The sequence below is a fragment of the Corynebacterium flavescens genome, assembly GCF_008693105.1.
Lineage (GTDB): Bacteria > Actinomycetota > Actinomycetes > Mycobacteriales > Mycobacteriaceae > Corynebacterium > Corynebacterium flavescens.
Map to the genome: position 1 here is coordinate 40,171 of NZ_VXKK01000045.1, position 24,194 is coordinate 64,364.

24 protein-coding genes are annotated in these 24,194 nt (G+C 62.1%); 17 read left to right on the forward strand and 7 right to left on the reverse strand.

The window, feature by feature from the left end:
- The first annotated feature begins 64 nt into the window (after window positions 1–64).
- From F4V60_RS11895 to F4V60_RS11945, 11 genes are all read left to right on the forward strand, one after another.
- On the forward strand, window positions 65–508 hold the full coding sequence (locus F4V60_RS11895; protein WP_075730772.1) for a hotdog fold thioesterase: 444 nt from the start codon (window positions 65–67) through the stop codon (window positions 506–508).
- A 162-nt stretch (window positions 509–670) separates the two neighbouring features.
- Complete coding sequence (paaA, locus tag F4V60_RS11900) at window positions 671–1,672, forward strand: 1,2-phenylacetyl-CoA epoxidase subunit PaaA (RefSeq protein WP_075730773.1); 1,002 nt, start codon at window positions 671–673, stop codon at window positions 1,670–1,672.
- A gap of 44 nt (window positions 1,673–1,716) precedes the next feature.
- Entirely contained in the window at window positions 1,717–2,004 is a 288-nt protein-coding gene (paaB, locus tag F4V60_RS11905) for a 1,2-phenylacetyl-CoA epoxidase subunit PaaB (protein ID WP_075730774.1), read from the forward strand.
- Window positions 2,001–2,837 carry a 1,2-phenylacetyl-CoA epoxidase subunit PaaC gene (gene paaC / locus F4V60_RS11910; protein ID WP_075730775.1) on the forward strand — a complete coding sequence of 279 codons (837 nt, stop codon included), beginning with the start codon at window positions 2,001–2,003 and terminating at the stop codon, window positions 2,835–2,837. Before paaB ends, paaC begins: the two co-directional genes overlap by 4 nt.
- Window positions 2,838–2,860: 23 nt before the next feature.
- Window positions 2,861–3,403: a 1,2-phenylacetyl-CoA epoxidase subunit PaaD gene (gene paaD / locus F4V60_RS11915; protein WP_075730776.1), complete on the forward strand. Its 543-nt coding sequence runs from the start codon at window positions 2,861–2,863 to the stop codon at window positions 3,401–3,403.
- Complete coding sequence (gene paaE / locus F4V60_RS11920; RefSeq protein WP_075730777.1) at window positions 3,403–4,563, forward strand: 1,2-phenylacetyl-CoA epoxidase subunit PaaE; 1,161 nt, start codon at window positions 3,403–3,405, stop codon at window positions 4,561–4,563. Before paaD ends, paaE begins: the two co-directional genes overlap by 1 nt.
- A 46-nt stretch (window positions 4,564–4,609) precedes the next feature.
- Window positions 4,610–5,413: an enoyl-CoA hydratase/isomerase family protein gene (locus F4V60_RS11925; RefSeq protein ID WP_141255965.1), complete on the forward strand. Its 804-nt coding sequence runs from the start codon at window positions 4,610–4,612 to the stop codon at window positions 5,411–5,413.
- A complete protein-coding gene (locus F4V60_RS11930; RefSeq protein WP_075730778.1) occupies window positions 5,414–6,616 on the forward strand; it encodes an acetyl-CoA C-acyltransferase in 1,203 nt (400 codons plus the stop codon). It abuts the gene before it with no gap.
- 1 nt (window position 6,617) lies between these two features.
- Window positions 6,618–7,382 (forward strand): enoyl-CoA hydratase/isomerase family protein, encoded by a 765-nt coding sequence (locus tag F4V60_RS11935; protein ID WP_075730779.1) that lies wholly within the window; start codon window positions 6,618–6,620, stop codon window positions 7,380–7,382.
- 57 nt (window positions 7,383–7,439) lie between these two features.
- Window positions 7,440–8,291, forward strand: a complete 852-nt coding sequence (locus tag F4V60_RS11940) for a 3-hydroxyacyl-CoA dehydrogenase family protein (protein ID WP_075730780.1) — start codon at window positions 7,440–7,442, stop codon at window positions 8,289–8,291.
- Between the two features lie 99 nt (window positions 8,292–8,390).
- A complete protein-coding gene (locus F4V60_RS11945; RefSeq protein ID WP_373862526.1) occupies window positions 8,391–8,813 on the forward strand; it encodes a GlcG/HbpS family heme-binding protein in 423 nt (140 codons plus the stop codon).
- A gap of 171 nt (window positions 8,814–8,984) precedes the next feature.
- On the opposite strand, the gene F4V60_RS11950 is transcribed toward F4V60_RS11945, so the two are convergent.
- Window positions 8,985–9,989, reverse strand: a complete 1,005-nt coding sequence (locus F4V60_RS11950; RefSeq protein WP_075731375.1) for an HNH endonuclease signature motif containing protein — start codon at window positions 9,987–9,989, stop codon at window positions 8,985–8,987.
- 294 nt (window positions 9,990–10,283) lie between these two features.
- On the opposite strand from F4V60_RS11950, the gene F4V60_RS11955 reads away from it, so the two are divergent.
- Genes F4V60_RS11955 through F4V60_RS11965 form a run of 3 tightly spaced genes read left to right on the forward strand, consistent with a single transcriptional unit; the run spans window position 10,284 to window position 12,299 of the window.
- Window positions 10,284–11,135, forward strand: coding sequence for an SDR family oxidoreductase (locus F4V60_RS11955; protein ID WP_075730782.1), 852 nt, complete (start codon window positions 10,284–10,286; stop codon window positions 11,133–11,135).
- A gap of 18 nt (window positions 11,136–11,153) precedes the next feature.
- Window positions 11,154–11,690 carry a DJ-1/PfpI/YhbO family deglycase/protease gene (locus tag F4V60_RS11960; protein WP_075730783.1) on the forward strand — a complete coding sequence of 179 codons (537 nt, stop codon included), beginning with the start codon at window positions 11,154–11,156 and terminating at the stop codon, window positions 11,688–11,690.
- Between the two features lie 51 nt (window positions 11,691–11,741).
- Window positions 11,742–12,299, forward strand: coding sequence for a helix-turn-helix domain-containing protein (locus F4V60_RS11965; RefSeq protein WP_075730784.1), 558 nt, complete (start codon window positions 11,742–11,744; stop codon window positions 12,297–12,299).
- A 325-nt stretch (window positions 12,300–12,624) separates the two neighbouring features.
- Here the strand turns inward: F4V60_RS11965 and F4V60_RS11970 are convergent, their stop codons facing one another.
- Entirely contained in the window at window positions 12,625–13,026 is a 402-nt protein-coding gene (locus F4V60_RS11970) for a PaaI family thioesterase (protein WP_075730785.1), read from the reverse strand.
- 121 nt (window positions 13,027–13,147) lie between these two features.
- Between F4V60_RS11970 and paaZ the strand changes: the two genes are divergently transcribed.
- Both paaZ and F4V60_RS11980 read left to right on the forward strand, forming a co-directional pair.
- A complete protein-coding gene (gene paaZ / locus F4V60_RS11975) occupies window positions 13,148–15,280 on the forward strand; it encodes a phenylacetic acid degradation bifunctional protein PaaZ (protein WP_084559227.1) in 2,133 nt (710 codons plus the stop codon).
- A 66-nt stretch (window positions 15,281–15,346) separates the two neighbouring features.
- On the forward strand, window positions 15,347–16,096 hold the full coding sequence (locus tag F4V60_RS11980) for a hypothetical protein (RefSeq protein WP_075730786.1): 750 nt from the start codon (window positions 15,347–15,349) through the stop codon (window positions 16,094–16,096).
- 11 nt (window positions 16,097–16,107) lie between these two features.
- Here the strand turns inward: F4V60_RS11980 and erm are convergent, their stop codons facing one another.
- The 3 genes from erm to nrdI all read right to left on the reverse strand — a co-directional run bounded on the left by erm (window position 16,108) and on the right by nrdI (window position 18,629).
- Window positions 16,108–16,902, reverse strand: coding sequence for a 23S ribosomal RNA methyltransferase Erm (erm, locus tag F4V60_RS11985; protein ID WP_075730787.1), 795 nt, complete (start codon window positions 16,900–16,902; stop codon window positions 16,108–16,110).
- 198 nt (window positions 16,903–17,100) lie between these two features.
- Window positions 17,101–18,114 carry a class 1b ribonucleoside-diphosphate reductase subunit beta gene (gene nrdF, locus F4V60_RS11990; RefSeq protein ID WP_075730788.1) on the reverse strand — a complete coding sequence of 338 codons (1,014 nt, stop codon included), beginning with the start codon at window positions 18,112–18,114 and terminating at the stop codon, window positions 17,101–17,103.
- Window positions 18,111–18,629 (reverse strand): class Ib ribonucleoside-diphosphate reductase assembly flavoprotein NrdI, encoded by a 519-nt coding sequence (gene nrdI / locus F4V60_RS11995; protein ID WP_084559228.1) that lies wholly within the window; start codon window positions 18,627–18,629, stop codon window positions 18,111–18,113. Before nrdI ends, nrdF begins: the two co-directional genes overlap by 4 nt.
- Window positions 18,630–18,746: 117 nt before the next feature.
- Here nrdI and F4V60_RS12000 point away from each other — a divergent pair, with 117 nt between their 5' ends.
- Window positions 18,747–20,606 (forward strand): phosphoenolpyruvate carboxykinase (GTP), encoded by a 1,860-nt coding sequence (locus tag F4V60_RS12000; protein ID WP_075730789.1) that lies wholly within the window; start codon window positions 18,747–18,749, stop codon window positions 20,604–20,606.
- On the opposite strand, the gene F4V60_RS12005 is transcribed toward F4V60_RS12000, so the two are convergent.
- Both F4V60_RS12005 and leuS read right to left on the reverse strand, forming a co-directional pair.
- Window positions 20,603–21,328: a metal-dependent transcriptional regulator gene (locus F4V60_RS12005; RefSeq protein WP_075730790.1), complete on the reverse strand. Its 726-nt coding sequence runs from the start codon at window positions 21,326–21,328 to the stop codon at window positions 20,603–20,605. The two genes, F4V60_RS12000 and F4V60_RS12005, sit on opposite strands and share 4 nt — an antisense overlap.
- A gap of 15 nt (window positions 21,329–21,343) precedes the next feature.
- A complete protein-coding gene (leuS, locus tag F4V60_RS12010; RefSeq protein WP_075730791.1) occupies window positions 21,344–24,193 on the reverse strand; it encodes a leucine--tRNA ligase in 2,850 nt (949 codons plus the stop codon).
- Window position 24,194 lies beyond the last annotated feature (1 nt).

A 24,194-nucleotide genomic window follows, 5' to 3' on the forward strand; every position in this document is an offset into this window, starting at 1 on the left:
ATGAGTAGCGCTGTGCCTCAGGCCTTGAGCGAGGCAGTCAGCCCAGTCACCTCCAGGAGCACTCATGACTTCCATCTTGCAACCCGGCGTCGCCGCAGATCCCGCCTTGTCCCACGTCAGGCGCATGTTTGAAGAGGATCGCGCCACCGCCCACATCGGCGCGGAGATCACCGCGCTCGAACTCGGCCGCTGCGAAGGCCGCTTTAGAATCCGCCCCGAGATGTGCAACGGGCACGGGACGGCACAGGGCGGATTCTTGTACACCTTCGCCGATTCGCTCTTCGCCGGCGCCTGCAACTCCCCCGGGGAGATGGCCGTCGCCGCGCACAACTCCATTCACTACATCTCCCCCGCCTGGGAGGGCGACACCGTCGAAGGCGTCGCCATCACCCGCCAGTCCTGGGGACGAAATGGGGTGGTTGATGTCTCCCTCACCGTGGAGGGCGAGTCCATCGCCGAGTTCCGCGGAACCTTCCGGGTCATCCCCTCACAGCGCGGCACACGTTAGCGCGCCGCAACCGGACATAGCAAGCAAAAGATTAGACCCACCTCACAAGAACACTTGACGTGAGTCACACTTATCCCATAAACTGACCAACCATTCAGTAAGTGAGCCAGTTCTTTAAGCTCACTACCCTCCACTCCCCAGGAAGGTTAAGGAGCCACTGCCATGACTTCTCACCACTCGGGCAAGAAGGCGACATCGCCAAGCGCCCAGCACAACCTAGAACCCCAGACACCCCAAGCCCACTTCGACGAACTCATCGCCGCCGATTCCCGTATCGAGCCCAGCGATTGGATGCCCGCGGCCTACCGCCAGACCCTGACCCGGCAAATCTCCCAACACGCGCACTCGGAGATCATCGGCATGCAGCCGGAGGCCAACTGGATTTCGCGCGCGCCCTCCCTCAAGCGCAAGGCCATCCTCATGGCCAAAGTCCAGGATGAGGCCGGGCACGGGCTCTACCTCTACTCCGCCGCGGAAACCCTCGGCACCACTCGCGATGAGCTGGTGGAACAGCTCCTCGACGGCCGCGCCAAGTACTCCTCCATCTTCAACTACCCGGCGCGCACCTGGGCCGACATCGGCGCCATTGGTTGGCTGGTGGATGGCGCCGCCATCTGCAACCAGGTGCCGCTGTGCCGCGCCTCCTATGCCCCCTACGGCCGGGCCATGGTGCGGGTGTGCAAGGAGGAATCCTTCCACCAGCGTCAAGGCTGGGAGATCCTCTATGAGCTCGCCAATGGCACCGCCGCCCAGAAACAGATGGCACAGGAGGCCATCAACCGCTTCTACGGCCCAGCCCTGCAGATGTTCGGTCCCCCCGATGATGACTCACCCAACTCCCGCCAATCCATGGAGTGGAAGATCAAGCGCTTTTCCAACGATGAGCTGCGCCAACGCTTCGTCGACATGATAGTCCCGCAGGCGGAAGCATTGGGCCTCCACTTCGAGGATCCAGAGCTGAAGTGGAACGAGGAACGCGGCCACTATGACTTCGGCGAATTGGACTGGAAAGAGTTCAAAGCCGCCATCCGCGGCGAGGGCCCCTGCAACGTTCAGCGCATGCAGCGCCGGCGCCAGGCCCACGCCGACGGCGCCTGGGTCCGCGAGGCCGCCGCTGCCTACGCGGAGAAGTACCAACAGGTGGATTCGGCCCTTTCGGCCTGAGAGTTCCCCCAGTTCTTGAACGCTTCTAATAGTTAAGGAAAACCATGCCTGAAAACCAGTGGCCCATGTGGGAGGTCTTTGTTCGCTCCTCCCGCGGCCTCTCCCACGTCCACGCCGGTTCACTGCACGCCCCGGATGCCACCATGGCGCTGCGCAACGCCCGCGATCTCTATACCCGCCGCAACGAGGGCACCTCAGTGTGGGTGGTCCCCACCTCCGCGGTCTCCACCTCGGATCCTGATTCCAAGGGCGGCTTCTTCGAGTCCCCGCAGGGCAAGAATTACCGCCACGCCACCTACTACGACAAGTCCGAGGGGGTACCGCACCTATGAGCGGATTCGCCAGCGCCGATTCGGCCACCAAGCATTCTCAAGGCAACGCGCTCACCGCCGAGGAGCTCGCCGCCACCACTGCCCAGGCAACGCCGCAAGTGGCGGAGTACGCAACCCTGCTTGGCGACGACGCACTCATCCTCTCCCAAAGACTCGGCTGGTGGATCTCGCGTGCCCCAGAGATGGAAGAGGATATCGCTTTGGGCAATATCGCCCTCGACTTGCTCGGCCACGCCCGCTTCTTCTTCACCTATTCGGGCACCGCCACTGGGCGCAGCGAGGATGACATTGCCTATTTCCGCAACGAGGAGGAGTTCCGTTCTTGCCGGCTCGTGGAGCAGGACAATGGCGACTTCGCCCAGACCATCGCGCGCCAACTGCTTTTCTCCCACTATCAGTACGGCCTCTACTCCGCGTTGCTCAACTCCACCGACGCGACGCTGACCGCCATCGCCGCCAAGGCAATCCGGGAAGTGGAGTACCACGTCGATCACGCCAATCAGTGGGTCTTGCGCCTGGGGCTAGGTACCGAGGAATCGCAGCGCCGGATGAGGGAGGGCCTTAATTACATGTGGCCCTATCTCGCAGAGCTCTTCGAGGATCTGCCGATTCATGAGCAGCTGGCGCAGTCCGGCGAGGCAGTCTTGCCCTCGACGTTGCGCGCAGACTTCGATGCATCCATCGCCCGGGTACTCGATGCGGCTGGCCTTTCCATTCCTGATGTCAAGCAGGCGCGTTCCGGACAGCGCACCGGCGCCTTTTCCGAGCAACGTGGCTTCATCCTGGCCGAGATGCAATCACTAGCGCGCCAGCATCCCGGCGCCACCTGGTGAACCTGATAGTAAGGAGGCCCTCTATGCCCACCAACCTCCCCTCTGCCCACGCGCTGCGCCCCACCGCGCAGGCAGAGGCCGCCATCTGGGACATCGCCGCTCAGGTTCCAGACCCGGAGATCCCGGTGATTTCGATTGCGGATCTCGGCATCCTGCGCGGGGCCCGGCTCGAGGGTGAGCAGGCGGTCGTGACCATCACCCCCACCTACTCGGGCTGCCCAGCTATGGAAACCATCACCGCCGATATTCTAGGCGCGCTAGAGCGCGCCGGGTACGCAAATGCCCGCGTCGAGCTAGTGCTGCACCCGGCGTGGAGCACCGACTGGATCACCGAGCGTGGCAAGCAGAACCTGCTCGACTATGGAATCGCACCTCCCACGGGACGCTCGCGCGCCGGTTCCGGCGGCCCCGTCCCGCTGCGCCTCGGGCCGCCACCGGTTGTGCCCTGCCCACACTGCGGCTCGAGCCGCACTCATACCCTCGCCCAATTTGGCTCCACCTCCTGCAAAGCCTTGTATAGCTGCCGCGACTGCCTGGAGCCCTTCGACTACTTCAAGGTGCACTAATGACTTCTCCCACCACCATCCCCGCCCGGAAGAAAGCCACCTTCCATACCCTTAGCGTCACCGAGGTAAGGAAGCTTACCGCCGATTCCGTCGAGGTCTCCCTCGCCGTCCCCGAGCACCTGCGCGAGGACTATGACTACATCCCCGGCCAATACGTCGCCCTGCGCGCCACGATTGAAGGCCAGGAGCTGCGCCGTTCCTATTCCATCTGCGATGTCCCGGGCAACGGGCAGATCCGCGTCGCCATCAAGCGTGACCGGGGCGGGCTCTTTTCCTCTTGGGCTAATGATGAGCTCAAGCCAGGCTTTGAGATAGACGTGATGAATCCCCAAGGCGCCTTCATCTCCAATACGCATATCACCGGATTGAATAACCCCCAGGCAGTGAAGGAGGGCCTGGACAGCATCGACCACCCGCACCTAGTGGCCATTGCCGCAGGCTCGGGCATCACGCCGATCATGGCCATCGCCCAGACCGTGCTCTCGCAATCGAGCGGCGCCACCTTTGAACTCATCTTTGCCAACCGGAGCGGGGCGGGAGTCATGTTCGCCGAGGAAATCGGCGACCTCAAAGACAAGTACCCCACCCGCTTTGCGGTACACCACGTGCTCTCGCGCGAGCAGCGCGTCAATCCCCTCTTCTCCGGCCGCATCGATGCGGAGAAGCTCCAAATGCTGCTAGATAATGTCGTGCGCACCGAAAACGTGGACGAGTGGTTCTTATGCGGCCCCTTCGAACTGGTGCAGTTAGTCCGGGACGAGCTTTCCCAGCGCGAAGTAGACAAGGCTGCGGTGCGCTACGAGCTTTTTACCACCGGAAAGCCCACCGGCACCCAGAGCCAGACCGGGCGCAGCGTCGAGGCAGACCCGGAGGGAGAAAACACGGAAATCTCCTTCACACTCGACGGGCTTTCGGCCTCGGTGGCCTCACCGGTTTCCGCCCACGAGTCGCTGCTCAACGCCGCTCTGCGGGTCCGCTCCGATGTTCCCTTCGCCTGCGCCGGAGGCGTATGCGGCACCTGCCGCGCCAAGGTCATCGAGGGCGAGGTGGAGATGGATGAGAACTATGCCCTCGAGGCCGATGAGCTGGCTGCTGGCTACGTCCTGACCTGCCAATCCCACCCCACCACCCCGCGCGTAGTCCTCGACTTCGACGCCTAAACCAGGACGCCTACACCAGTATCCCTAAGGAGAAACTCGCCTCGTGATCGACCTCAACTTCCTCCCTCCCGCACCGGATAGCGCCCCGAATAACCTCGGCGGAACGGTCGCGGAAATAGTCCTTAATAATCCGCGCTCCCTCAACGCGCTGAACTCCGCAGACATCGCAGAGCTCTCCGCGGTGCTGAGCCGCGCTGCCGAGGAAAAGCCCCGCGCCCTCCTGCTGCGCGGGGAGGGCAAGGGCTTTTGTGCGGGCCGCAACATCAAGGGCCTTGACCCACGCGAGGATGATGCCACCGCCTTCCTCGCCACCGAGGTCACGCCGCTTCTCAAGCAGATAGATGACTTCCCCGCACCCACCTTCGCCGCCGTCCACGGCCCCTGTCTGGGCGTGGGCCTGGGTCTCGCGCTGGCCTGCGATGTGGTTTATGTCGCCGAGGATGCCTCCTTTGGCTCGCCCTTTGGCAACCTCGGGGCCACGCTCGATTCCGGCGGGCACTCGCTTTTTGTCGAGCGGCTTGGCACCCACCGCACGATGGATCTCATCATCACCGGGGAACTCATCTCCGGGCTGGAGGCGGTGCGGGCGGGGCTGTTCTCCAAGGCCCTGCCTGCGGCCGAGCTAGTGGAGTTTAGCCGCGAGACCGCCCGGCGCGCCGCACGCGGTGCCACGCTATCTTACCTGGCCAGCCGCGCGCTCGTCCAAGACTTACGCGATCACGGCGTTGGCCTATGGAGCAGCGTAGAGGCAGAGAATATCGTGCAGGGCAAACTGTGCAGCACTGAGGATTACCTTGAGGGTTTTGCCGCCTTCAACGCCAAGCGCACCCCCCATTTCAAAGGAGCTTAGATGACTAACCACGCTTTTCTCGTTTCCGGTTTCCGCACTCCCGTCGGGCGTTATGGCGGCGCGCTATCGAGCGTGCGCCCCGACGATCTCATCGCGGCGACGATCAAGAAGACCGTCGATAGCGCGGGAATCGATCCCGCCCTCGTCGACGAGGTCATCATTGGCAACGCCAACGGTGCGGGCGAGGAAAACCGCAACGTGGCGCGCATGGCCTGGCTGCTGGCGGGCTTCCCCGACACGGTTCCGGGCTTGACGGTCAACCGCCTGTGCGCCTCCGGAATGTCCTCCATCGCCCTAGCCACCGCGCTCGTGGAATCCGGGCAGGCGGAAATCGTCGTGGCTGGGGGCGTGGAATCCATGTCACGTGCGCCGTGGGTCATGGCCAAACCGACAACGGCTTTCGCCCGGCCCGGCGAGATCTACGACACCTCCATTGGCTGGCGTTTTCCCAACCCCGCCTTCTTGGCACAGGACAAGGCCACCTATTCGATGCCGGAGACGGCCGAGGAGGTCGCCCGCGTCTTCGGCATTAGCCGCAGCGAGGCCGATGCCTTTGCCTTGCGTTCCCATCAGCGCGCAGTAGCCGCCATCGATGCCGGGAAGTTCGCCCGTGAAATCGTGCCCATCGAGGTCACAGGCCGCAAGGGAGCAGTCACGGTGGTCGATACCGATGAGGGCCCGCGCCGCGATACCTCCTCCGAGGCGCTTGCCGCGCTGCGCCCCGTCACCTCCTTGGGAGATGTCACCACCGCGGGCAATGCCTCCGCGCTGAACGACGGCGCCTCGTGTGTCATCGTGGCCTCGGAGGCGGCCGTCGCCAAGCATAGGCTTGTGGCGCGCGCCCGTGTGGTAGCCAATTCTGCCCGCGGGGTGAGCCCGGAGATCATGGGCACCGGCCCTATCCCCGCCACCCGCCAGGTCCTCGAGCGCGCCGGCTGGGAACTAGACTCCGTCGACGCCATCGAACTCAACGAGGCCTTTGCCTCCCAATCGCTGGCGTGTATCCGGGAGCTCGGGTTCGATGAGAACAGGGTCAATGCCTGGGGCGGGGCCATTGCACTGGGGCACCCGCTGGGTTCCTCGGGCTCGCGCCTCGTGCTCACGCTGCTCAGCCGCCTTGAGGACGCGGATGTTAACCGCGGCATCGCCACCATGTGTGTGGGTGTAGGCGAAGGCACCGCCATTGCTATAGAAAGGGTATGAGATGAGCCACGCAATTGACATAGTCCAGGGAGAAGAATGGGTGCTCGCCAGGCTCAACCGGCCCGAGGTGCGCAACGCCATCGATGAGAAGATGGTCTCCGAGCTCCACGAACTCTGCGCCCACTTAGAGCGCGAACCCCAGATTCTCATCATCACCGGCTGCGTGGCGCAGACCTCACGTGGCCCGCGCGGCATCTTCGCCTCCGGGGCAGACATCTCGGAGCTGCGCGAGCGCCGCCGCGAGGATGCCCTGCGCGGAATCAACTCTGGCCTCTTCCAACGCATAGCCGCGCTTCCCGCCCCAGTTATCGCCGCCATCGACGGCTTTGCCCTGGGCGGCGGCCTGGAGCTGGCCCTGGCCGCGGACTTCCGGGTAGCCACCCCGCAGGCCCGCTTTGGCCAACCCGAGGCCAACCTGGGGATCATTGCCGGCGCGGGCGCGCTGTGGCGGCTAAAAAATACTGTGGGCATGCCCCTGGCCAAGGAGATTCTGCTCGCCGGGCGTGTTCTCGACGGAAACGAAGCCCTGGCGGCACAGCTGGTCAGCGAGCTACATCCCCCAGTAGAACTGCAGGCTGGTGCCGAGGCCCTGGCACGGCGCATTGCCCAGTTAGATCCGCTGGCGGTGCGCCTGAGCAAGCAGCTCCTGGAAGTGCCCGAATCCGCGCATCCCGTGGCCGATAACATCGCCCAAGCCGTACTTTTTGAATCAGACGCCAAGTTCGACCGCATGCAGGCCTTCCTCGACGGCCGCGGCAAGAGCTAGCAGAGCGCTAGCAGAACTAAATCAGAACTAGCCCAGAATTAACCAAGGAGAAAACCCATGAATGAAGCACACGCCAGCGTTCCCCCCGCCGTCGGCGTCCTGGGTGGCGGACGCATGGGCACCGGTATCGCGCACGCTTTCCTCGCGGCCGGCGCTCACGTCACTGTGGTTGACATTAACGACGCCGCCCTCGCCGCTGCGCGCGGACGCATAGAAAAGGCTATCCAGGGCTCGCTCGACCGCGGGGCGGAAGGCACCTTCGCCACCTGGGCCTCCCGCCTCACGCTGAGCACCGATACCGCGGACTTTGCTGCGACGCCCCTGGTGGTGGAGGCGGTGCCGGAGTCCCTGGAACTCAAGAACTCCGCCTTTGCCTCCATCGCGGCGGCCGCACCCGCAGCGGTCATCGCCACCAATACCTCTTCCCTATCCGTCTCGGATCTAGCCCAGTGCGTGGACAATGACGTCATTGGCCTGCACTTTTTCAACCCCGTACCCTCCTCCCTCCTCGTTGAGGTCGTGGTGGCGCAGTCCACCCCGCCGGAGTTGGTAGACAAGGCCAAGCAGTGGGTGGCCGCGCTGGGCAAAACCGCCGTGGTGGTCCGTGACTCCCCCGGCTTTGCCTCTTCGCGCCTAGGCGTCGCCATCGCCTTGGAGGCCATCCGCATGGTCGAGGAGGGCGTGGCCTCCCCGCGCGACATCGACAACGCCATGGTGCTGGGCTATAAGTTCCCCATCGGCCCCCTGGAGCTCACCGATATCGTGGGACTCGACGTGCGCCTCGGCATCGCCGAATACCTAGAATCCCAGCTCGGAGAACGCTTCTCCCCACCGCAACTGCTCCGCGATAAAGTCGCCCGCGGCGAACTGGGCCGCAAGTCTGGGGCGGGTTTCTATGACTACTCCTAGCTAAGGCTGGGGCTCAGGCTGGGTGGTACTAGCAGTACCACGACAGGGCTTCGCAAGGCGAAGCATACTGGGTGCTGCAACCGAAAAGGAGGTAACCAGATCGTGAAAACACAAACTACGCTCACGCTCGACGACGCTCAGCGCATCATCGAAGCAGGCATCGCGGCATCCACGAGGATTGGCTCGCCGAGCAACATCGCTGTGGCGGACGCGGGCGGCAATCTCATCGCTCATGCGCGGATGGTCGGCGCACAGCTCGGGAGTATCGAGCACTCCGTCGACAAGTCGCACACCGCCGCTTTCTTCCGCTCTGCCACCGGCGATCTCGCTGAGGATTCCCAACCGGGCGGACAATTCTGGGGCATGGCTCTTAGCGGTGGTGGCCGGGTCTTGGTATTCGCCGGAGGCGTCCCCCTCATCGTCGACGGAGAGGTCGTCGGAGCCGTCGGGATAAGCGGCGGCTCCCAGGAACAGGACAGCACGATTGCGCAGTGCGCCGCCGCGGTGGCGGAGCACCGGTAGATGGACTCTTCCGGTTTTGGAGTGCGTGGTGGGAGTGGTAGGCAAAAAGCGAGTCCCTTGTCGGTATTTTCCGGGATCATCTCCACCGCACAGTCACAGTCCTGCCCGCTTGCCCGCTGGGGTTTGTTTTGGGGTGCCGGAAGTCGCCGTTAGGCGGTGTTGACCTAACGGCTAGTGCGTTTGCGGGGGCTGCCAGACTACTGTCCCGCCCTGTCGGGTAAGGCGCCCGCGCCGTGGTGGCGCATTCGGATCGTCGTCATTGATGCCGTTGTGGTAGCTACACAAGGTCACCAGGTTGACAACGTTAGTCTCCCCACCATGACTCCACGGTGTGAGATGGTGGAACTGCCCCCGCTCTGCCGGGATGTTACAGCCCGGCCATGCACACGTGGGGTGCTCTGCTGCGAGCATCGTGCGCTGTTTTGTTGAGGCGAAGCGCTCACAGCGGTACAAGTCCACCGGCCCGTGTGTACGGCTGATGATCGTGATAAGCCCTTCGTTGGCGCAGGCGCGTTCTACAAGCTGCGCGCCGGTGATAACAGTCCCACTAGTGGTGCGCACCAGCACATCATCGCGCTCGCGGCGTACAAGCTTCCCGTAGTCCTCCAACTGGAGGACTGCCATGGTCGTCACCCGAGTACGCGCAGCCGGGGCCGCGCCTGCCTTGCCGAGCATGCGGGCGATAAAACTCTTACCCGGATGCTGCTGGTCGATGGTTCGGAAGGCATCTGCCATATCTAACCCATTGCCGGTCACTGTCAAGGTGGCCAGCCCGTTGGGGTGCTGGCGCAGCAGTACACGCTCGGTGTACTGGCGGGGGATACGCATCTCGCGCAGCCGGCGCCTGGCTACCGCAGTAACCTGCTCGCTGGAGGTGGCGCATAGCTCTACGCGCAGGTTCCACGCCGCCAGGCGTCCTTGAACGCGGCGGGTAAAGGATTCGATGTGGCGCAGGGTGCTCAGGGTGTGTCCGTTGCGCCTGGCAGCGTCAACAGCTAAGCGTTGCTTGCCCGTATAAGGCGTGGAGCCGAAGTAGATGGCGTGCAGGCTTATAAGCTCGGCGGCATCCTGTGTGCTAGCCCCCATCTTCTCAAGGTCTGGGGCAGATAGCCCCGAGCACTCGGCTACGAGGTCAACACCCCGGCTAAGTTGTGCGAAATACTCCTGCAAGCCCATGCCCGTCACGCTAAGGCACCGCCACGCGGTACGACAATCCCCAACCCGCACCCAGTAAGGAAACTGTGGATAACCCACCAGGCCCGGTGCGGTTATCCACAGACGGGCCGCCTCGCCAGAACTTGGCAGTGCAATAGCAAAGCCATCCGACCTATCCTGAATGATCGGGCTCGGTGCTGACCAATAAAACCACCCCAAAACCGGAAGAGCCGGCAAATGCCGGTGGACACAAGAAACAAGAGCAGAAGCACGAACACGGGAGCAGAGACAATTACCATGAAAGAGAGCACAGACATGTCAGATACCTACTTGATCACCGGAGCCGGAAGCGGTTTTGGCAAGGAGATCGCACTGCGACTCGCCGAACAGGGCCACGACGTCATTGCGGGCGTAGAGATCATCGCCCAAGTAAATACACTGCGCGCTGAGGCTCACGAGCGCGGTGTAGAACTCAGAGTGGAAAAACTTGATGTCACCGACGAAGGCGACCGTCGCAAAGCACTGTCCTGGGACATCGACGTCCTATTAAACAACGCCGGCATCTCGGAAGGCGGTTCCACGGTGGACCTGCCCGCCGCGGTCATCCGCCACCAATTCGAGGTCAATGTCTTCGGACCAGTGTTGCTCACCCAGGGCATAGCAAAGCACATGGTTGAAAAGAAGAAGGGCCGCATCGTATTCATGTCCTCGGTCGCCGGGCTGACCGTCGATCCTTTCACTGGCGCCTACGCAGGATCCAAGCACGCGGTGGAGGCTTTCGCCGACGCCCTCGACCAGGAACTCGCCGAGTTCGGCGTGAAGGTCGCGACGATTAATCCCGGTCCTTTCCTCACTGGCTTCAACGATACGATGTTCGAGGAGTTCAAGTCCTGGGATGACAATCCCTCCACCCGGCTCTTTGACTATGACAAGCTCCACTTCCCGCATGAACAGTTCGATCCTGAGGAGGTCATCAAGGTCAGCATCGACGTTCTCACCGGTGTCGACACCGCCTACCGGCACGTGCTCCCAGCGCACACAGTCGATGACATCAAGGCGCAGATGAACGGCGAATGGTCGCGGACAGTTAATGACGGCACCCGCCCGGCTCTCGTCCAAACCGCCTATGACATCGAACCTTATACGCCGGTGGAAAGCCAGAAGTAGAGATATAAAGGAAGGTATATGACTAACTCGCTGATCATCACCACGAACTACGGCACCGAAACCGACGAACTCCTCACGCCCCTCCAGACACTGAAAGAAGCCGGGGTGACAACTACCGTTGCATCGGTCGATGGCAATGAGATTCAGACACTGCGCGGCGACAAAACCGCAGGTCCGTTGGTGGACAGTGATAGCACTCTCGGTGCGGTCACCGCGTCCGATTACGATATCGTTGTGATCCCCGGCGGCACCCTCAACGCTGATGCGTTGCGCACGGATTCAGATGCTCTGCGCATTGTGAAGGACGCGGCCGCGGCGGGCATCCCCATTGCTGCGATATGTCATGGACCGTGGTTGCTGGTAAACGCTGACCTTATCGTTGGCAAGACTCTTACCTCCTATCCGGCACTAGCCGTGGACATCACCAACGCGGGTGGCTCTTGGGTGGATGAGGAGGTCTGCGTGGACACTACGAATGGCTTTAGTCTCATCACCTCGCGAACACCTGCTGATCTTCAGGCATTCAACCACGCCGTGCTTAAAGCACTGGCCTAGGGGCGATTAACGGTATCAATCCCTGACCTGGCGAATTACCGCAAAGATGCCGTGGCAGGGTTTCTTCGAACGCGGCGCGCCCGCATCGATCCGGATGCTTGCTCCCCGGCTTTCGACCCCGTCGGGGACCGCAGAGTCGCAGGGATGCGCCGCGAGGAAGTCGCCTGGGCTGCAAGAATCAGCTTCGACTACTACGTCAAGCTTAAGCAGGGCCGGATGCTCAATCCATCCCCATCGGTGCTGAACTCCATCATAAAGGCACTACGCCTGAGCGCCTTGGACCGCCGCTACCTAAGCTTGCTCTTTGAGGAGGAGGCACCATTCGAGGCGCGGACGGATGAGCGCGATCGCCACAACGCTCGGGCTACTCTCGGCGAGGTCGCGTCCCATTTCCCGGAGGCGACCATGCGGCACATCCTCGATCGTGACCTCAATCTTGTGCTTCCCGACGCCGCCTCGAAGGCAATCTTGTTCCCGGGCAATGCTTCAGCACCCAGCGAGTTGTCACTGTGGATTACATGTTTTCTCGTCAGCACCGGCAGTATAGCCGGAAGGTCTATGTGGACTGGCGCGATAAAGCAGCAGAGGTCATCGGGTTGGTGCACATGAAGCTGGTCACGCAGGTAGCTTCTGAATCTCTGGTCTCCACTGTGCAGGAATTGCTGCACGATCCCGCGTTTAGGCAGTTGTGGACGCGGTAAGTGCCCTATAAAAACACCTCCGGCTGTTGGCGGATTCGACTGAGAGGCGAAGACAACCGCTTCGAGGTACGCGACTGTCCGTATATCACCGTTAATGCTGCGGAGGACCCGGAGCAGTCCCTGGTGACTTATCTCTGATTCGCTTCAAAAATATCTCCTGTAGCTATTTTTGAAGCATAACCCTCGTGGACGCCTAATGGCATCGACTCTGTTCTCAGATGATACCCAGAGATCTACCCCTTCCTTTCCACCACGGCATTGGTAATTCGCGCGGTGCAAAGCCGCTTGCCCGCCTCGTCGACGATGATGATCTCGTGGCTGCACAGTGTGCGCCCGAGGTGAATCGCTGTGGCGGTGGCGGTGACAACTCCTGAGCGCCCAGAGGCGTGGTGGGTGGCGTTGATGTCGACCCCTACTGCTACTTTCCCCAGGCTGGAGGCATGAACGACAGCAGCCCAACTGCCCACTGCCTCTGCTAAGCAAGCCATGGCACCGCCGTGGAGCAGTCCGAAGGATTGGGTATTGCCCGCCACGGGCATGGTGGCCACTACTCTCTCGGCCGATTCCTCGAGCACAACCACCCCGAGCTTCTTATCCAACTCCCCCAGCTGTATCTTCCACGGTTCCTGTTGCATGATTACCCTTTCAAGAAATTGTGATGTGGATTATACTAGCTTAAATTACTGACCGACCGCTCAGTTACCAAGGGTAATAGCGAGCGCCGAACGCGATAAGGATGAGTGTTCACTCCCCATCATGACTACGACGACTCAGACCACCAGCACGAAATCCACTACAGGTTCCAGCACCACTGCTGCCGCGCCCATCGTCCCCAGTTTCCTCGCCGGGCGCTGGCAGGAACCGGAGGCCCCGCAACACGCAGCTGAGGTACGTGATGCGGCAACCGGCGAGGTCTTTGCCCGGGTATCCGCAGAGGGCCTCGATATTGCCGCAGCGGTGGACTACGCCCGCGATACTGGCCGGCGGAATCTGGCGCCGCTGACCTTCCACGAGCGCGCGTTGAAGCTCAAGGAGCTTGCCCTTCACCTGCAAGAACACCGTGACGAGCTCTATGAACTCTCCTATCGCACGGGCGCTACCCGGCGCGATAACGCTGTCGATATTGATGGCGGAATCTCCACTCTCTTCACCTTCTCCTCCAAGGGGAGGCGCGAGATGCCCAACGCTGTGGTGTTATGTGATGGCGAGGCCGAGGTCCTCTCCCCCGACGGTAGCTTCTTAGGCCGCCATATCTATACCTCAATCCCTGGCGTCGCGGTGCAAATCAATGCCTTCAATTTCCCCGTCTGGGGAATGCTCGAGAAGTTCGCCCCCGCGTTTATTGCCGGCATCCCCACCCTGGTCAAGCCAGCCACGCCGACGAGTTTTCTCACCGAGGCCTGCGTGCGCCTCATGCTGGATTCCGGGATCCTGCCGGAGGGATCCCTGCAGCTCATCTCCGGCTCGGCGCGCGACCTCCTCGACCACCTGGACTACCGCGATCACGTTGCCTTCACCGGTTCTGCGGCCACTGCACATTCCCTGCGCAGCCACCCACACGTCATCGAGGGCGGAATTCGCTTCAGCGCCGAGGCAGATTCCCTCAACGCCGCGATTCTCGGCAGCGATGTCACCACGAACTCCCCCGAGTTCTCGGCATATATCAAGGCCGTTTTCAACGAGATGACCTCGAAGGCTGGCCAAAAGTGCACCGCCATTCGCCGCGCCATCGTGCCTGAGCACTTGGTGGAACAGGTCATCGAGGAGCTGTCCCAGCGCTTGGCGGATAAGGTCGTGCTCGGCGATCCCCGCGAACGCGAAACCACCATGGGACCGTTGGTTTCCGCAGAGCAGCGCCGCGATGTTGCACAGGCGGTGGACACGCTTGTCACAGGCGGCGGAACCATTGTCTATGGCGGTACCGAAGAAGCTACGGCGCTTTCCGACGCCTTCTTCACCCCCACCATCCTCCACTTCACGGATTCCTATGCGCCGGCTGTTCACGCCACTGAGGCTTTCGGTCCCGTGGTCTCCGTCTTGGGCTATCACAGCCCGGAGGAGGCAAGCTCGCTGGCGGCGCTGGGCGCGGGCTCGCTGGTAGCCTCCGTCATCACACACGATCCTGAGCTCACCTCGCACTTTGCGCGTGAGATTGCCGCCCATCACGGGCGTCTTCACTTCCTCGACCGCGACGATGCCGCCACCTCCACTGGGCATGGCTCTCCTCTGCCGCACCTCGTCCATGGTGGCCCTGGCCGCGCCGGCGGTGGCGAGGAACTCGGCGGTATCCGCGGGGTCAAGCACTATATGCAGCGCACCGCCATTCAGGGCAGCCCCGATCACCTCACCGCGGTCACCGGGCAGTGGCATCGCGGGGCACGCGTCAACAAGGCAACCCGCGCTGCGGTAACTGCGGGAAGCGCCGTGCATCCCTTCCGCAAGGATCTGGCCACGCTCAACATCGGGGATCAGTTCGCCTCCGACCTGCGCACCGTGGAGCTCGATGACATCAGCGCGTTTGCCGAGTCCACCGGCGATACCTTCTACGCCCATACAGATGAGGAGGCCGCGGCCGCCAACCCCTTCTTCCCCCGGCGCGTTGCTCACGGCTACCTGCTGGTTTCCTGGGCCGCCGGGCTCTTCGTGGAACCAGCCCCAGGCCCGGTGCTGGCTAATTACGGCCTAGAGAACCTTCGCTTCATCACCCCGGTTACCTACGGCGACTCCATCCGCGTCGAGCTCACCGCCAAGCGGATCACTCCCCGCCTGACCGATGACTACGGCGAGGTGTGCTGGGATGCGGCACTCTACAACCAAGACGATGAGCTCGTCGCCAGCTATGACGTGCTCACACTCGTAGAGAAGAGCGCCAGCCTCTACGCGAACTAGCGAGTGCGGGGCTGGGATCTGGGTTCGCCGCGGAGCTCTCCGCAGCGTTCTCTACAATAGTGTGACATGGACAAGCTCTTTCGCACCCTCGCCCTGGACTTCCCCGATCTGGAGGACCTCGTTGACGAGGTTCATGACTCCGCTCAGGTGGCGCTTGGGGATGTCCCGGCATTCGAGGCCGTCCTCAGCTACCAGGATCCCTCGGGTCCGCGCCTGAGCATTTTTAGCTTTGATACCGAATGGACGGCGCTTCCCTCCTTGCGCACCGCGCACCCCACCGAGGTATCGGCCTACCGGATAACGCCCTATATCGCCCTCGTGGAGATTTCCGGAGCAGGTCGCCGCGAGACGGACGACTCCGCACTAGAAAGCACCGACTCAGGTGACCAGAGCCTGCGCTTTTCTGCGCTGAGTGATTCGGCCTTCGCCTTACCCGCAGGCAACCCGGCTGGCGGCGAACACCGCGCTGAATCCATGGACATCGCCGCGATAGCTCTCGATGTCACGCTTGGCGAACCGGGTAACGAAGACACGGACACTGAGTTCTCCCTGCGGGCGCCGAGCACCGAGGAGTTCTACCGCAGCTACAAACCGCGCTGGGTAACCCCACACGCGCACATTGAGGGCGTGATTAATTCCGTAGAGCAGCGCCACGTCGAACTTACTGACCAGGACTTCTACTTCTGCACTGTTCAGACGCCTTTCGGCGACCTCGCCTTGGCTCTACCCGCCGATGCCGAGCCCCACGTTGGGCAGGCATGTAGCGGCGAGGTCATCATGGTAGCCAGCACGCATCACTGGCCCCCGCGCTACTAACGCGCGCATAACTAGCGCCCGCGCGGGCACCAACCCAGGTCCACGGCGAGGAGAAATAGGCCCGCCCACTGGGCGGCGTCGAGATCCTTGGGCAAGTCTGTTGGGCGCAGGCCTTCCTTTTCCAGCCAGCGCCGGATTTTCATCGCGGCTGGCTTGCTGCGCAGCAGCCTGCCGAGAATCTCACGCACTCCCCGCCCGCGACCGGGATATACCGTGTGGACGAAAGCGCCATACTCACTTGCCTGAGTGGATGGCAATAACGGAGATGCGCGTCTTTCAATGATCATCAGACCACCATCGACGCCGGGACTGGGCTTAAAGGCGCGACTAGAAACGCGGCTGTGCAGCCGAAACTCAAACCAGGGCCAGCACTGCGCTGTCATCATCGTGGCACCGCCCACTCCGGCGCGGCGGCGAGCCACCTCCCACTGCGCCAGCAGAACCGCGTGGGTCCAGCCGGGTGCGTGCACCAGCTTGCGCAGGACTGCGGTGGTGATGTGGAAGGGCAGGTTTCCCACGATGACATGCGGTGATGCGGGCAGGCGATAGCGCAGGAAGTCTTGGTTGATAGCGGCGACTTCGGGAAGCTTGCCTTGTAGGCGTCGCACTTGTTTGGGGCCGATGTCGATCGCTGTTACTTCCCTGCCGAGGCGGGATAGCGGCTCGGTGATGGCTCCCCCGCCTGGACCTATCTCAACTATCGGTCCGATGGTTTTCTTCACTAGATCTGTGATATTTGCGATGACTTTCTGGTCAACGAGAAAGTTTTGGCCGAATTCGTGTCGGCCGCCGCGATAGGTCGGCAAAATACGTGCATCTCCGGATTGTGTTCAAAGAATCCGGGCAGGCTAAAGGGGCCACCCGGCTGATTTTACGGAGCGGCGAGGGGCCTTGAAGGTTAAGACCGCGCCGCTAGAGGGCGCGGATCCTGGTTACTGCTATACCTGCGGAACACATGGGCCAGACCTTAACAGGAAATCTGGCATAGTGCCAGTGTCTGGGGCCTAGAAATCCCAGTCGGCGTCGCTAGTCTCGACGGCCTTGCCAATGATGTAGGAGGAGCCGGAGCCGGAGAAGAAGTCGTGGTTCTCGTCCGAGCCGGGCGCGAGCGCAGCGAGAATCTTGGGGTTGACCTGGCATTCCTCATGTGGGAAAAGGTTGGGGTAACCCAGGTTCATCAGCGCCTTATTGGCGTTATAGCGCACGAAGATGGCTACATCATCCATGAGGCCGAGGGGCTCGTAAAGCTCGCCAGAGTACTTCAGCTCCAGGTCGTAGAGCTCCTGGATGAGCTCGTAGGTGAACTCCTTCATCTCTTTGCGCTTGGCCTCGTCCACGTGCTCGAGTCCGCGCTGGTACTTATAGCCGGAGTAGTAGCCATGCACGGCCTTGTCGCGCAGGATGAGGCGAATCATGTCGGCGGTATTGGTCAGGCGGGCGTGCACGCTGAAGTAGAGCGGCAGGTAGAACCCGGCATAGAGCAGGAGCGAGGAGAGCAGGGTAGAAGATACCTTGCGTTTTAGTGGGTCATCGCCATAATAGTGGACCATAACTTTCTTGGCGCGGGCCTGCAGGGTCTCGTTGTTGATGGCCCAGGCATAGGCATCTTCGATCTCTTTGCTGCTGGTGAGGGTGGAAAACACCGAGGAATAGCTGCGCGCGTGCACGGCCTGCATGAAGGCGATATTGGTGTAGACCGCCTCTTCGTGCTCGGTCTGGGCGTCCTGGATCTGGCTGATTTCACCCACGGTGGCCTGCACGGTATCGAGAAGCGTAAGCCCGGTAAAGACGCGCATAGTCAGCCGGCGCTCTACCTCACCCAGGCGGTTCCAATCGTTGAGATCGTTGGACAGGGGTACTTTCTCCGGGAGCCAGAAATTCGAGGTGAGGCGGTTCCACACTTCGAGGTCTTTTTCATCGCTCACACGGTTCCAGTTGATGGGGCGCAGGGGGCGCTGAGCATCCTTACGGAAGGAGGGCGGGGTTTGGGAGGAAGCGAGAATATCGGAAAAACTCATTGCATTCTTTCGGGTTGTAGTTCAGATGGATTGACGCCGGAATCCGGCGCGTGGGCAGGGGAGAGGTAGCGATCAATGAACTCGCGCAGGCCCTTTTTGACCACCTCAACGTCATGATCGGTACCTAAAAGCTCAAAACGATAGAGCTCGGGCACTCCACACTTTTCGGAGATAATTCGCCCGGCGCAGCAGTAGGCCTCGCCGAAGTTGGTATTGCCCGAGGTGATGACCCCGCGCAGCAACTCCCGGTTGGCTGGGACGTTGAGGAAGGCACGTACTTGCACGGGTAGGGCCGAGCGCATATTGCCGCCACCGTAGGTCGGCACGATGAGCACATAGGGCTCCGTCACATGGAGCATCCCTTCCCGTTTGGGGCGCAAGGGGATGCGCAGGGCTCTAAGCCCGAGCTTGTGCACGAAGCGGTGGGTGTTTTCACTCACGGAGGAGAAATACACCACGTGGGCAGGCGCCGATTCGGCTGCGCCTTGGGGTGCGTTAATTGCATCTTCTGTCATGTTCTTGTGGGGGTTTCCTCTGGTGGGTATTTTTCCCGAATTCCTTAGCAAAATCTGTAACTACGTTGTAACGTACTTGGCTATCAGTTGCAACTAATCCTGCTAGGAGGACAACCTGTGAAATCCCCGACGTCCAGCGCCGATGCTCTGCTCGCCGCCGGAATAGATAATCCCCACGTCCGCGAGTTTGTGGACACATGGGCCGAGACTCTAAGCCCCGCCGCCATCGAGGTCATTACCCCAGACTCCGAGGAGGAGCTGGTTGCCCAGGGTCTCGCAGCAGGGGAGCTGCTTCCCGCCGGCCGCGGGCGCTACCTTGCCCGCTCCCACCCACTGGATACGGCGCGTTCCGAGGAAAGGACCGTGGTTGCCACCTCTGAGCTGGCGGAACACGGCGTCTACAACAACTGGTTCCCGGCTGACTCCACCAAGCAGCGCTTAGAGGAGCGCCTGAAAGGTGCCTGCGCAGGCAAGACCCTCTACGTGATTCCTTACCTCATGGCACCGCCCGGCTCCCCGCTTGAGCGCTTCGCGGTCGGCGTGGAACTCAGTGATTCCCGCGTGGTGGCCCTGCAGATGCTACGGATGGTGCGCGTGGGGGCGCAGTTCCTCAATGGACTTGGAGATCCCAGCTTCTTCGTGCGCGGAGTGCACGTCACGGGCGATCTTGATTCCCTGCAGCAAGGCACCGCTGAAGATGAGCGCCTTTTTGCCACCATCGCCGACGAGCGCACGATCATCCACTACGGCTCCGCCTATGGCGGCAACGCCATCCTGGCGAAGATTGCCCACGCACTGCGCCAAGCTTCCTATGACGGCTGGAAGTCCGGCAAGTTCCTGGCCGAGCAATTCTTGTTGCTGGGCATCAAGGATAAGGAGACAGGGGAGACCTTTCACGTCTGCGGCGGTTTCCCCTCTGCCTCCGGCAAGACCAACCTGGCCATGACCCGCGCCCCGCAGGCCTTGGGCGAGCGCTACGAAGTACAGTTCTACGGCGACGATATTGCCTGGCTATGGCCCGGCGAAGACGGCCGCCTGCGCGCCTTCAATCCGGAGTACGGCATCTTCGGCGTAGCCAAGGACACCAACGAGCGCACCAACCCGGAGGCCATGCACGCGATCCGGGAGGGCTCCGGGACCATCTTCACCAACGTGGCTTATAACGAGCTCACCGAGGAAGTCTGGTGGGAGGGCAAGACCCCGCAGCCGCCGGAGGATCTCGCAGGCTGGCGCGATTGGAAGGGCATTCCCATCGCCGAGCGCACTCCCGAACAGCAAGGTGAACCCTGGGCGCATCCCAATAGCCGGTTTAGCACGCGGCTTTCCAACCTGGACACGCTCGCACCGGACTACAACGATCCCGCCGGCGTGCCTGTTGACGCCATTATTTTCGGCGGCCGCACCAGCGACCGCGAGCCACTCATCAGGGTCTTGTCCACCGTGCGTGATGGCGTCTACGACGGGTTGACGCTGGGCGCGGAAGCCACCTTCGCCGCAGAGGGCCTCGATGGCCTATTGCGCTATGACCCCATGTCCATGCGGCCCTTCATGTCTTATCCGGAGGGCAACTACGCCGCACACTGGCTAGACATCCTTGGCCAGTGCTCCACACCACCGGCTTTTGCGCACGTCAACTGGTTCCAGAAGAACCCCGCCGACGGCTCCTTCCTGTGGCCGGGCTACCGCGACAACCTGCGTCCACTGCTGTGGCTGTGGGAGTACGTACGCGGTAACGCCCGCGCTGAGGCCTCCGCCATTGGGGCGCTACCCGCACCGGCGGATCTCAACCTCGAGGGGCTTGCCATCGACCCGGCAGACCTGAAGGCCCTGCTAACGGTAGATACGCCGCGCTGGCTGCTGGAAATGGAGAGGCGTGCCACCCACCTTGATCAGTTTGTTGATCTGCCAGCTCCCATCTGGCAATCGCACGGCACCCTGCGCGCCCGCCTCCAGGCGGCCGGCCAGGGCAACTCCTAGGAGCCGCTCGCTGACCCGGAATCGATCCGCACCCACACTGCGCGGGCTGCGGTATCGCCCAGCGAGAGATCGCGCTCGGGCTGTGTCGCAGGCGGGGAGATGCGCGAGTGCTTCGCCTCCGAATAAGGATCGGCCTGCTCCACGCTCACGCGCGCGCCGACTACTAGGCCGTGGGCAAAGAAGTACTGGAGTAGCTCCGGATCGGAATCACTAATGCGCTCCACGGTTCCGGATTCGCCGGCGCTGAGCTCAGAAAGCCGGCGCAGCTGCGGGTTATCTTCGCGCGGGGGATAATCGCCCTCCGCGGTGGGGACGGGATCGCCGTGTGGATCGCGGGTGGGGTGGCCGAGTAGCTCGTCGATGCGCTCGATCATGAAATCGCTGACCGAGTGCTCGAGGCGCTCTGCCTCGGCGTGGACCTGATCCCAACGGTAGTTAAGCGTCTCGGCCAAAAAGCACTCCAAGAGGCGGTGGCGGCGCACCATGGCCAAGGCAAACTTCCGGCCCTGGCTAGTCAGCGCGATGGCGCCATAGGGCGTGTGATCCACCAGGTCCATCTTTTCCAGGCGCCGCACGGCGTCGGAGGCGCTGGATAAGCGCACCCCGACCTTGCGTGCCAAAGCCTTCGCCGTGACGGGAGCATCGCTCCATTCGCCGAGGTTAAACAGGGCCTTCACATAGTCCTGATTCGAAGGCGAAAGGCTCGACACGTCTATGCCCATGGTGAAAGTGACCTGCTACTTCACCACGAGGTTGACCATGCGGCCAGGCACGAAGATCTCCTTGATGAGGTTCTTGCCCTCGAGAAGCTCCGCGATCCTGGGCTCGGCCTTGGCGGCTGCGAGGACGGCGTCCTTGGCGGCATCGACAGGCACGGAGATGCGCGCCTTAACCTTTCCATTGACCTGGACTGGAACCTCGACCTCATCATCGACCAAGTACTTCTCATCGAAAGTGGGGAAGGGCTCGTAGGTGATGGTCTGGCTATGGCCAAAGTGGCGCCACAGCTCCTCAGCAATGTGCGGCGCGATGGGGGAGACCAACTGCACCACGGGCTCGACGGCAGCGCGCGGTGCGCCGGACTTATAGGACTTGGTCAAGTAGTTGACGTACTCGATGAGTTTGGCCACCACGGTGTTAAGCCGCAGGTTCTCATAGTCATCGCGCACACCGGCGATGGTGCGGTGCAGGGCCTTGAGATCCTCCTGGCTCAGCTCGCGGTCATGGGTTATCAACTCGCCGGTGCTCTCATCGACCACGAGGCGCCACAGGCGCTGCAGGAAGCGCTGCGAGCCCACGACGTCCTTGGTGGCCCAGGGACGCGAGGTATCCAGCGGGCCCATCGACATCTCATAGACGCGCAGGGTATCGGCGCCGAAGTCGCGGCAAATCTCATCCGGGGCCACGGCATTCTTCAGCGACTTGCCCATCTTGCCGTACTCCTGGTTGACCTCCTCGCCGTTGTAGTAGAACTTGCCGTCCTTCTCCTCCACCTCGGCCGCAGGCACGTAGACGCCGCGGGAATCGGTGTAGGCAAAGGCCTGGATATAGCCCTGGTTATAGAGCCGGCGATAAGGCTCGCGGGAGGTGACATAGCCCAGGTCGAAGAGGACCTTGTGCCAGAAACGCGAGTAGAGCAGGTGCAGCACCGCGTGCTCGACGCCGCCGACGTAGAGGTCCACTCCGCCGGGATCGTTGGCGCCGTGCTCGGCCGGGCGCGGCCCGGTCCAGTAACGCTCGTTCTCGAGGTCGCAGAAGATCTCATCATTGGTGGGATCGATGTACCGCAGCTGGTACCAGGAGGAACCCGCCCACTGCGGCATGACGTTGGTATCGCGGAAGTACTTCTTCTTGCCATCACCGAGGTCGAGCTCGACCTCGACCCACTCGCGCGCCTTCGCCAGCGGCGGCTGCGGGCTCGAGTCCGCGTCCTCCGGGTCGAAGGAGACAGGCTTATAGTCCGCCACCTCGGGCAGCTCGATGGGCAGCATGGACGTCGGCAGGGGATAGGCCTGCCCCTTCTCGTCATAGACAATGGGGAAGGGCTCGCCCCAGTAGCGCTGGCGGGCAAAGAGCCAATCGCGCAGCTTGTACTGGATCTTCTCCGCGCCCTTGCCCTGTTCGGTGAGCCATTCGATGGTCTTGGCAATGGCCTCTTCCTTGTGCAGGCCGTTGAGATCCAGGCCGCCCGGGGCAGCCGAATTGACCAGGGTGCCGTCCCCGGTCCAGGCCTCGGTGGCAACGTCCCCGCCGGCGACTACCTCGGTAATGGGCAGGCCCAGCACGGTGGCAAACTCATAGTCACGGGTATCGTGCGCCGGCACCGCCATAATCGCACCCGTACCGTAGCCGGTGAGCACGTAGTCAGCGATGAAGATCGGCACCTGCTTGCCGTTGACCGGGTTGGTGGCATAGGTGCCCAGGAATACACCGGTCTTTTCCTTATTTTCCTGACGCTCCAGGTCCGACTTCGCGGCGATGGCGGCGCGGTAGGCCTCCACGGCCTCCTTCGGGTCATCGTGGCCATAGGTCCAGCGCTTGTCGACGTCGTCCTCATAAGGAATCGGTGACAAAAGGGCGTCGACAAGCTCGTGCTCAGGCGCCAGAACCATGTACTCCGCACCGAAGAGGGTATCCGGACGAGTGGTGAATACGGCGATGTCATGGCCCTCAGCGCGGAAGTTGACCTCCGCACCGCGGGAGCGGCCGATCCAGTGACGCTGCATGGACTTGACCTTTTCCGGCCAATCCAAGTCCTCCAGATCATCCAAGAGGCGATCCGCATAAGCAGTAATGCGCATCATCCACTGCGAGAGATTCTTGCGGAAGACGGGGAAGTTGCCGCGCTCGGAACGCCCGTCGTGCGTGACCTCCTCATTCGCCAGCACCGTACCCAGTCCCGGGCACCAGTTCACCATGGAATTAGAAAGGTAGACCAAGCGGAACTCGTCGACGGCGTGACGCTTTTCCTCCTCGCTAAGATCCTCGTAGTAGCGCCCATCCTTGGTGGTGCGCTTATTGGCCTCGAGCTCGGCAATCAGCTCGGCGATGGGGCGGGCCTTGCCCAGCTCCTCATCGAACCAAGAATTATAAATCTGCAGGAAGATCCACTGCGTCCACTTGTAGTACTCCGGATCCGTCGAGGCCACCGAACGCCGCGGATCATGGCCCAAACCCAGCGCGCCGAGCTGTCGGCGCATGTTCTTAATATTGGCCATCGTGGTCGTGCGCGGGTGCGTGCCCGTCTGGATGGCGTACTGCTCCGCCGGCAGACCAAAAGCGTCATAGCCCAGCGTATGCAGCACGTTCTTGCCCAGCATGCGATTAAAGCGCGCATAGGTATCGGTGGCGATATAACCCAGCGGGTGGCCCACGTGCAGGCCCGCGCCCGAGGGATAGGGGAACATGTCCTGGACGTTGAGCTTATCTGCAGGCAACGGCTTGCCATCATGCGCCGAGAGATCCCCGACGGGGTTCGGGGCATTGAAAGTGCCGTGGTCTTTCCAGTACTGCTGCCAGTTCTGTTCAATCTGGTTGGCGAGTTCCGGCGTGTAGCGGTGCGCTGTGGATTCACTCGGGTTAGTCATG

Excerpts from the sequence above, each read along its gene's own strand:
- F4V60_RS11895 (WP_075730772.1), top strand. The coding sequence starts at position 65 with ATGACTTCCATCTTGCAACCCGGCGTCGCCGCAGATCCCGCCTTGTCC.
- paaA (WP_075730773.1), top strand. The coding sequence starts at position 671 with ATGACTTCTCACCACTCGGGCAAGAAGGCGACATCGCCAAGCGCCCAG.
- paaB (WP_075730774.1), top strand. The coding sequence starts at position 1,717 with ATGCCTGAAAACCAGTGGCCCATGTGGGAGGTCTTTGTTCGCTCCTCC.
- paaC (WP_075730775.1), top strand. The coding sequence starts at position 2,001 with ATGAGCGGATTCGCCAGCGCCGATTCGGCCACCAAGCATTCTCAAGGC.
- paaD (WP_075730776.1), top strand. The coding sequence starts at position 2,861 with ATGCCCACCAACCTCCCCTCTGCCCACGCGCTGCGCCCCACCGCGCAG.
- paaE (WP_075730777.1), top strand. The coding sequence starts at position 3,403 with ATGACTTCTCCCACCACCATCCCCGCCCGGAAGAAAGCCACCTTCCAT.
- F4V60_RS11930 (WP_075730778.1), top strand. The coding sequence starts at position 5,414 with ATGACTAACCACGCTTTTCTCGTTTCCGGTTTCCGCACTCCCGTCGGG.
- F4V60_RS11935 (WP_075730779.1), top strand. The coding sequence starts at position 6,618 with ATGAGCCACGCAATTGACATAGTCCAGGGAGAAGAATGGGTGCTCGCC.
- F4V60_RS11940 (WP_075730780.1), top strand. The coding sequence starts at position 7,440 with ATGAATGAAGCACACGCCAGCGTTCCCCCCGCCGTCGGCGTCCTGGGT.
- F4V60_RS11950 (WP_075731375.1), bottom strand. The coding sequence starts at position 9,989 with ATGGGCTTGCAGGAGTATTTCGCACAACTTAGCCGGGGTGTTGACCTC.
- F4V60_RS11955 (WP_075730782.1), top strand. The coding sequence starts at position 10,284 with ATGTCAGATACCTACTTGATCACCGGAGCCGGAAGCGGTTTTGGCAAG.
- F4V60_RS11960 (WP_075730783.1), top strand. The coding sequence starts at position 11,154 with ATGACTAACTCGCTGATCATCACCACGAACTACGGCACCGAAACCGAC.
- F4V60_RS11970 (WP_075730785.1), bottom strand. The coding sequence starts at position 13,026 with ATGCAACAGGAACCGTGGAAGATACAGCTGGGGGAGTTGGATAAGAAG.
- paaZ (WP_084559227.1), top strand. The coding sequence starts at position 13,148 with ATGACTACGACGACTCAGACCACCAGCACGAAATCCACTACAGGTTCC.
- F4V60_RS11980 (WP_075730786.1), top strand. The coding sequence starts at position 15,347 with ATGGACAAGCTCTTTCGCACCCTCGCCCTGGACTTCCCCGATCTGGAG.
- nrdF (WP_075730788.1), bottom strand. The coding sequence starts at position 18,114 with ATGAGTTTTTCCGATATTCTCGCTTCCTCCCAAACCCCGCCCTCCTTC.
- nrdI (WP_084559228.1), bottom strand. The coding sequence starts at position 18,629 with ATGACAGAAGATGCAATTAACGCACCCCAAGGCGCAGCCGAATCGGCG.
- F4V60_RS12005 (WP_075730790.1), bottom strand. The coding sequence starts at position 21,328 with ATGGGCATAGACGTGTCGAGCCTTTCGCCTTCGAATCAGGACTATGTG.
- leuS (WP_075730791.1), bottom strand. The coding sequence starts at position 24,193 with ATGACTAACCCGAGTGAATCCACAGCGCACCGCTACACGCCGGAACTC.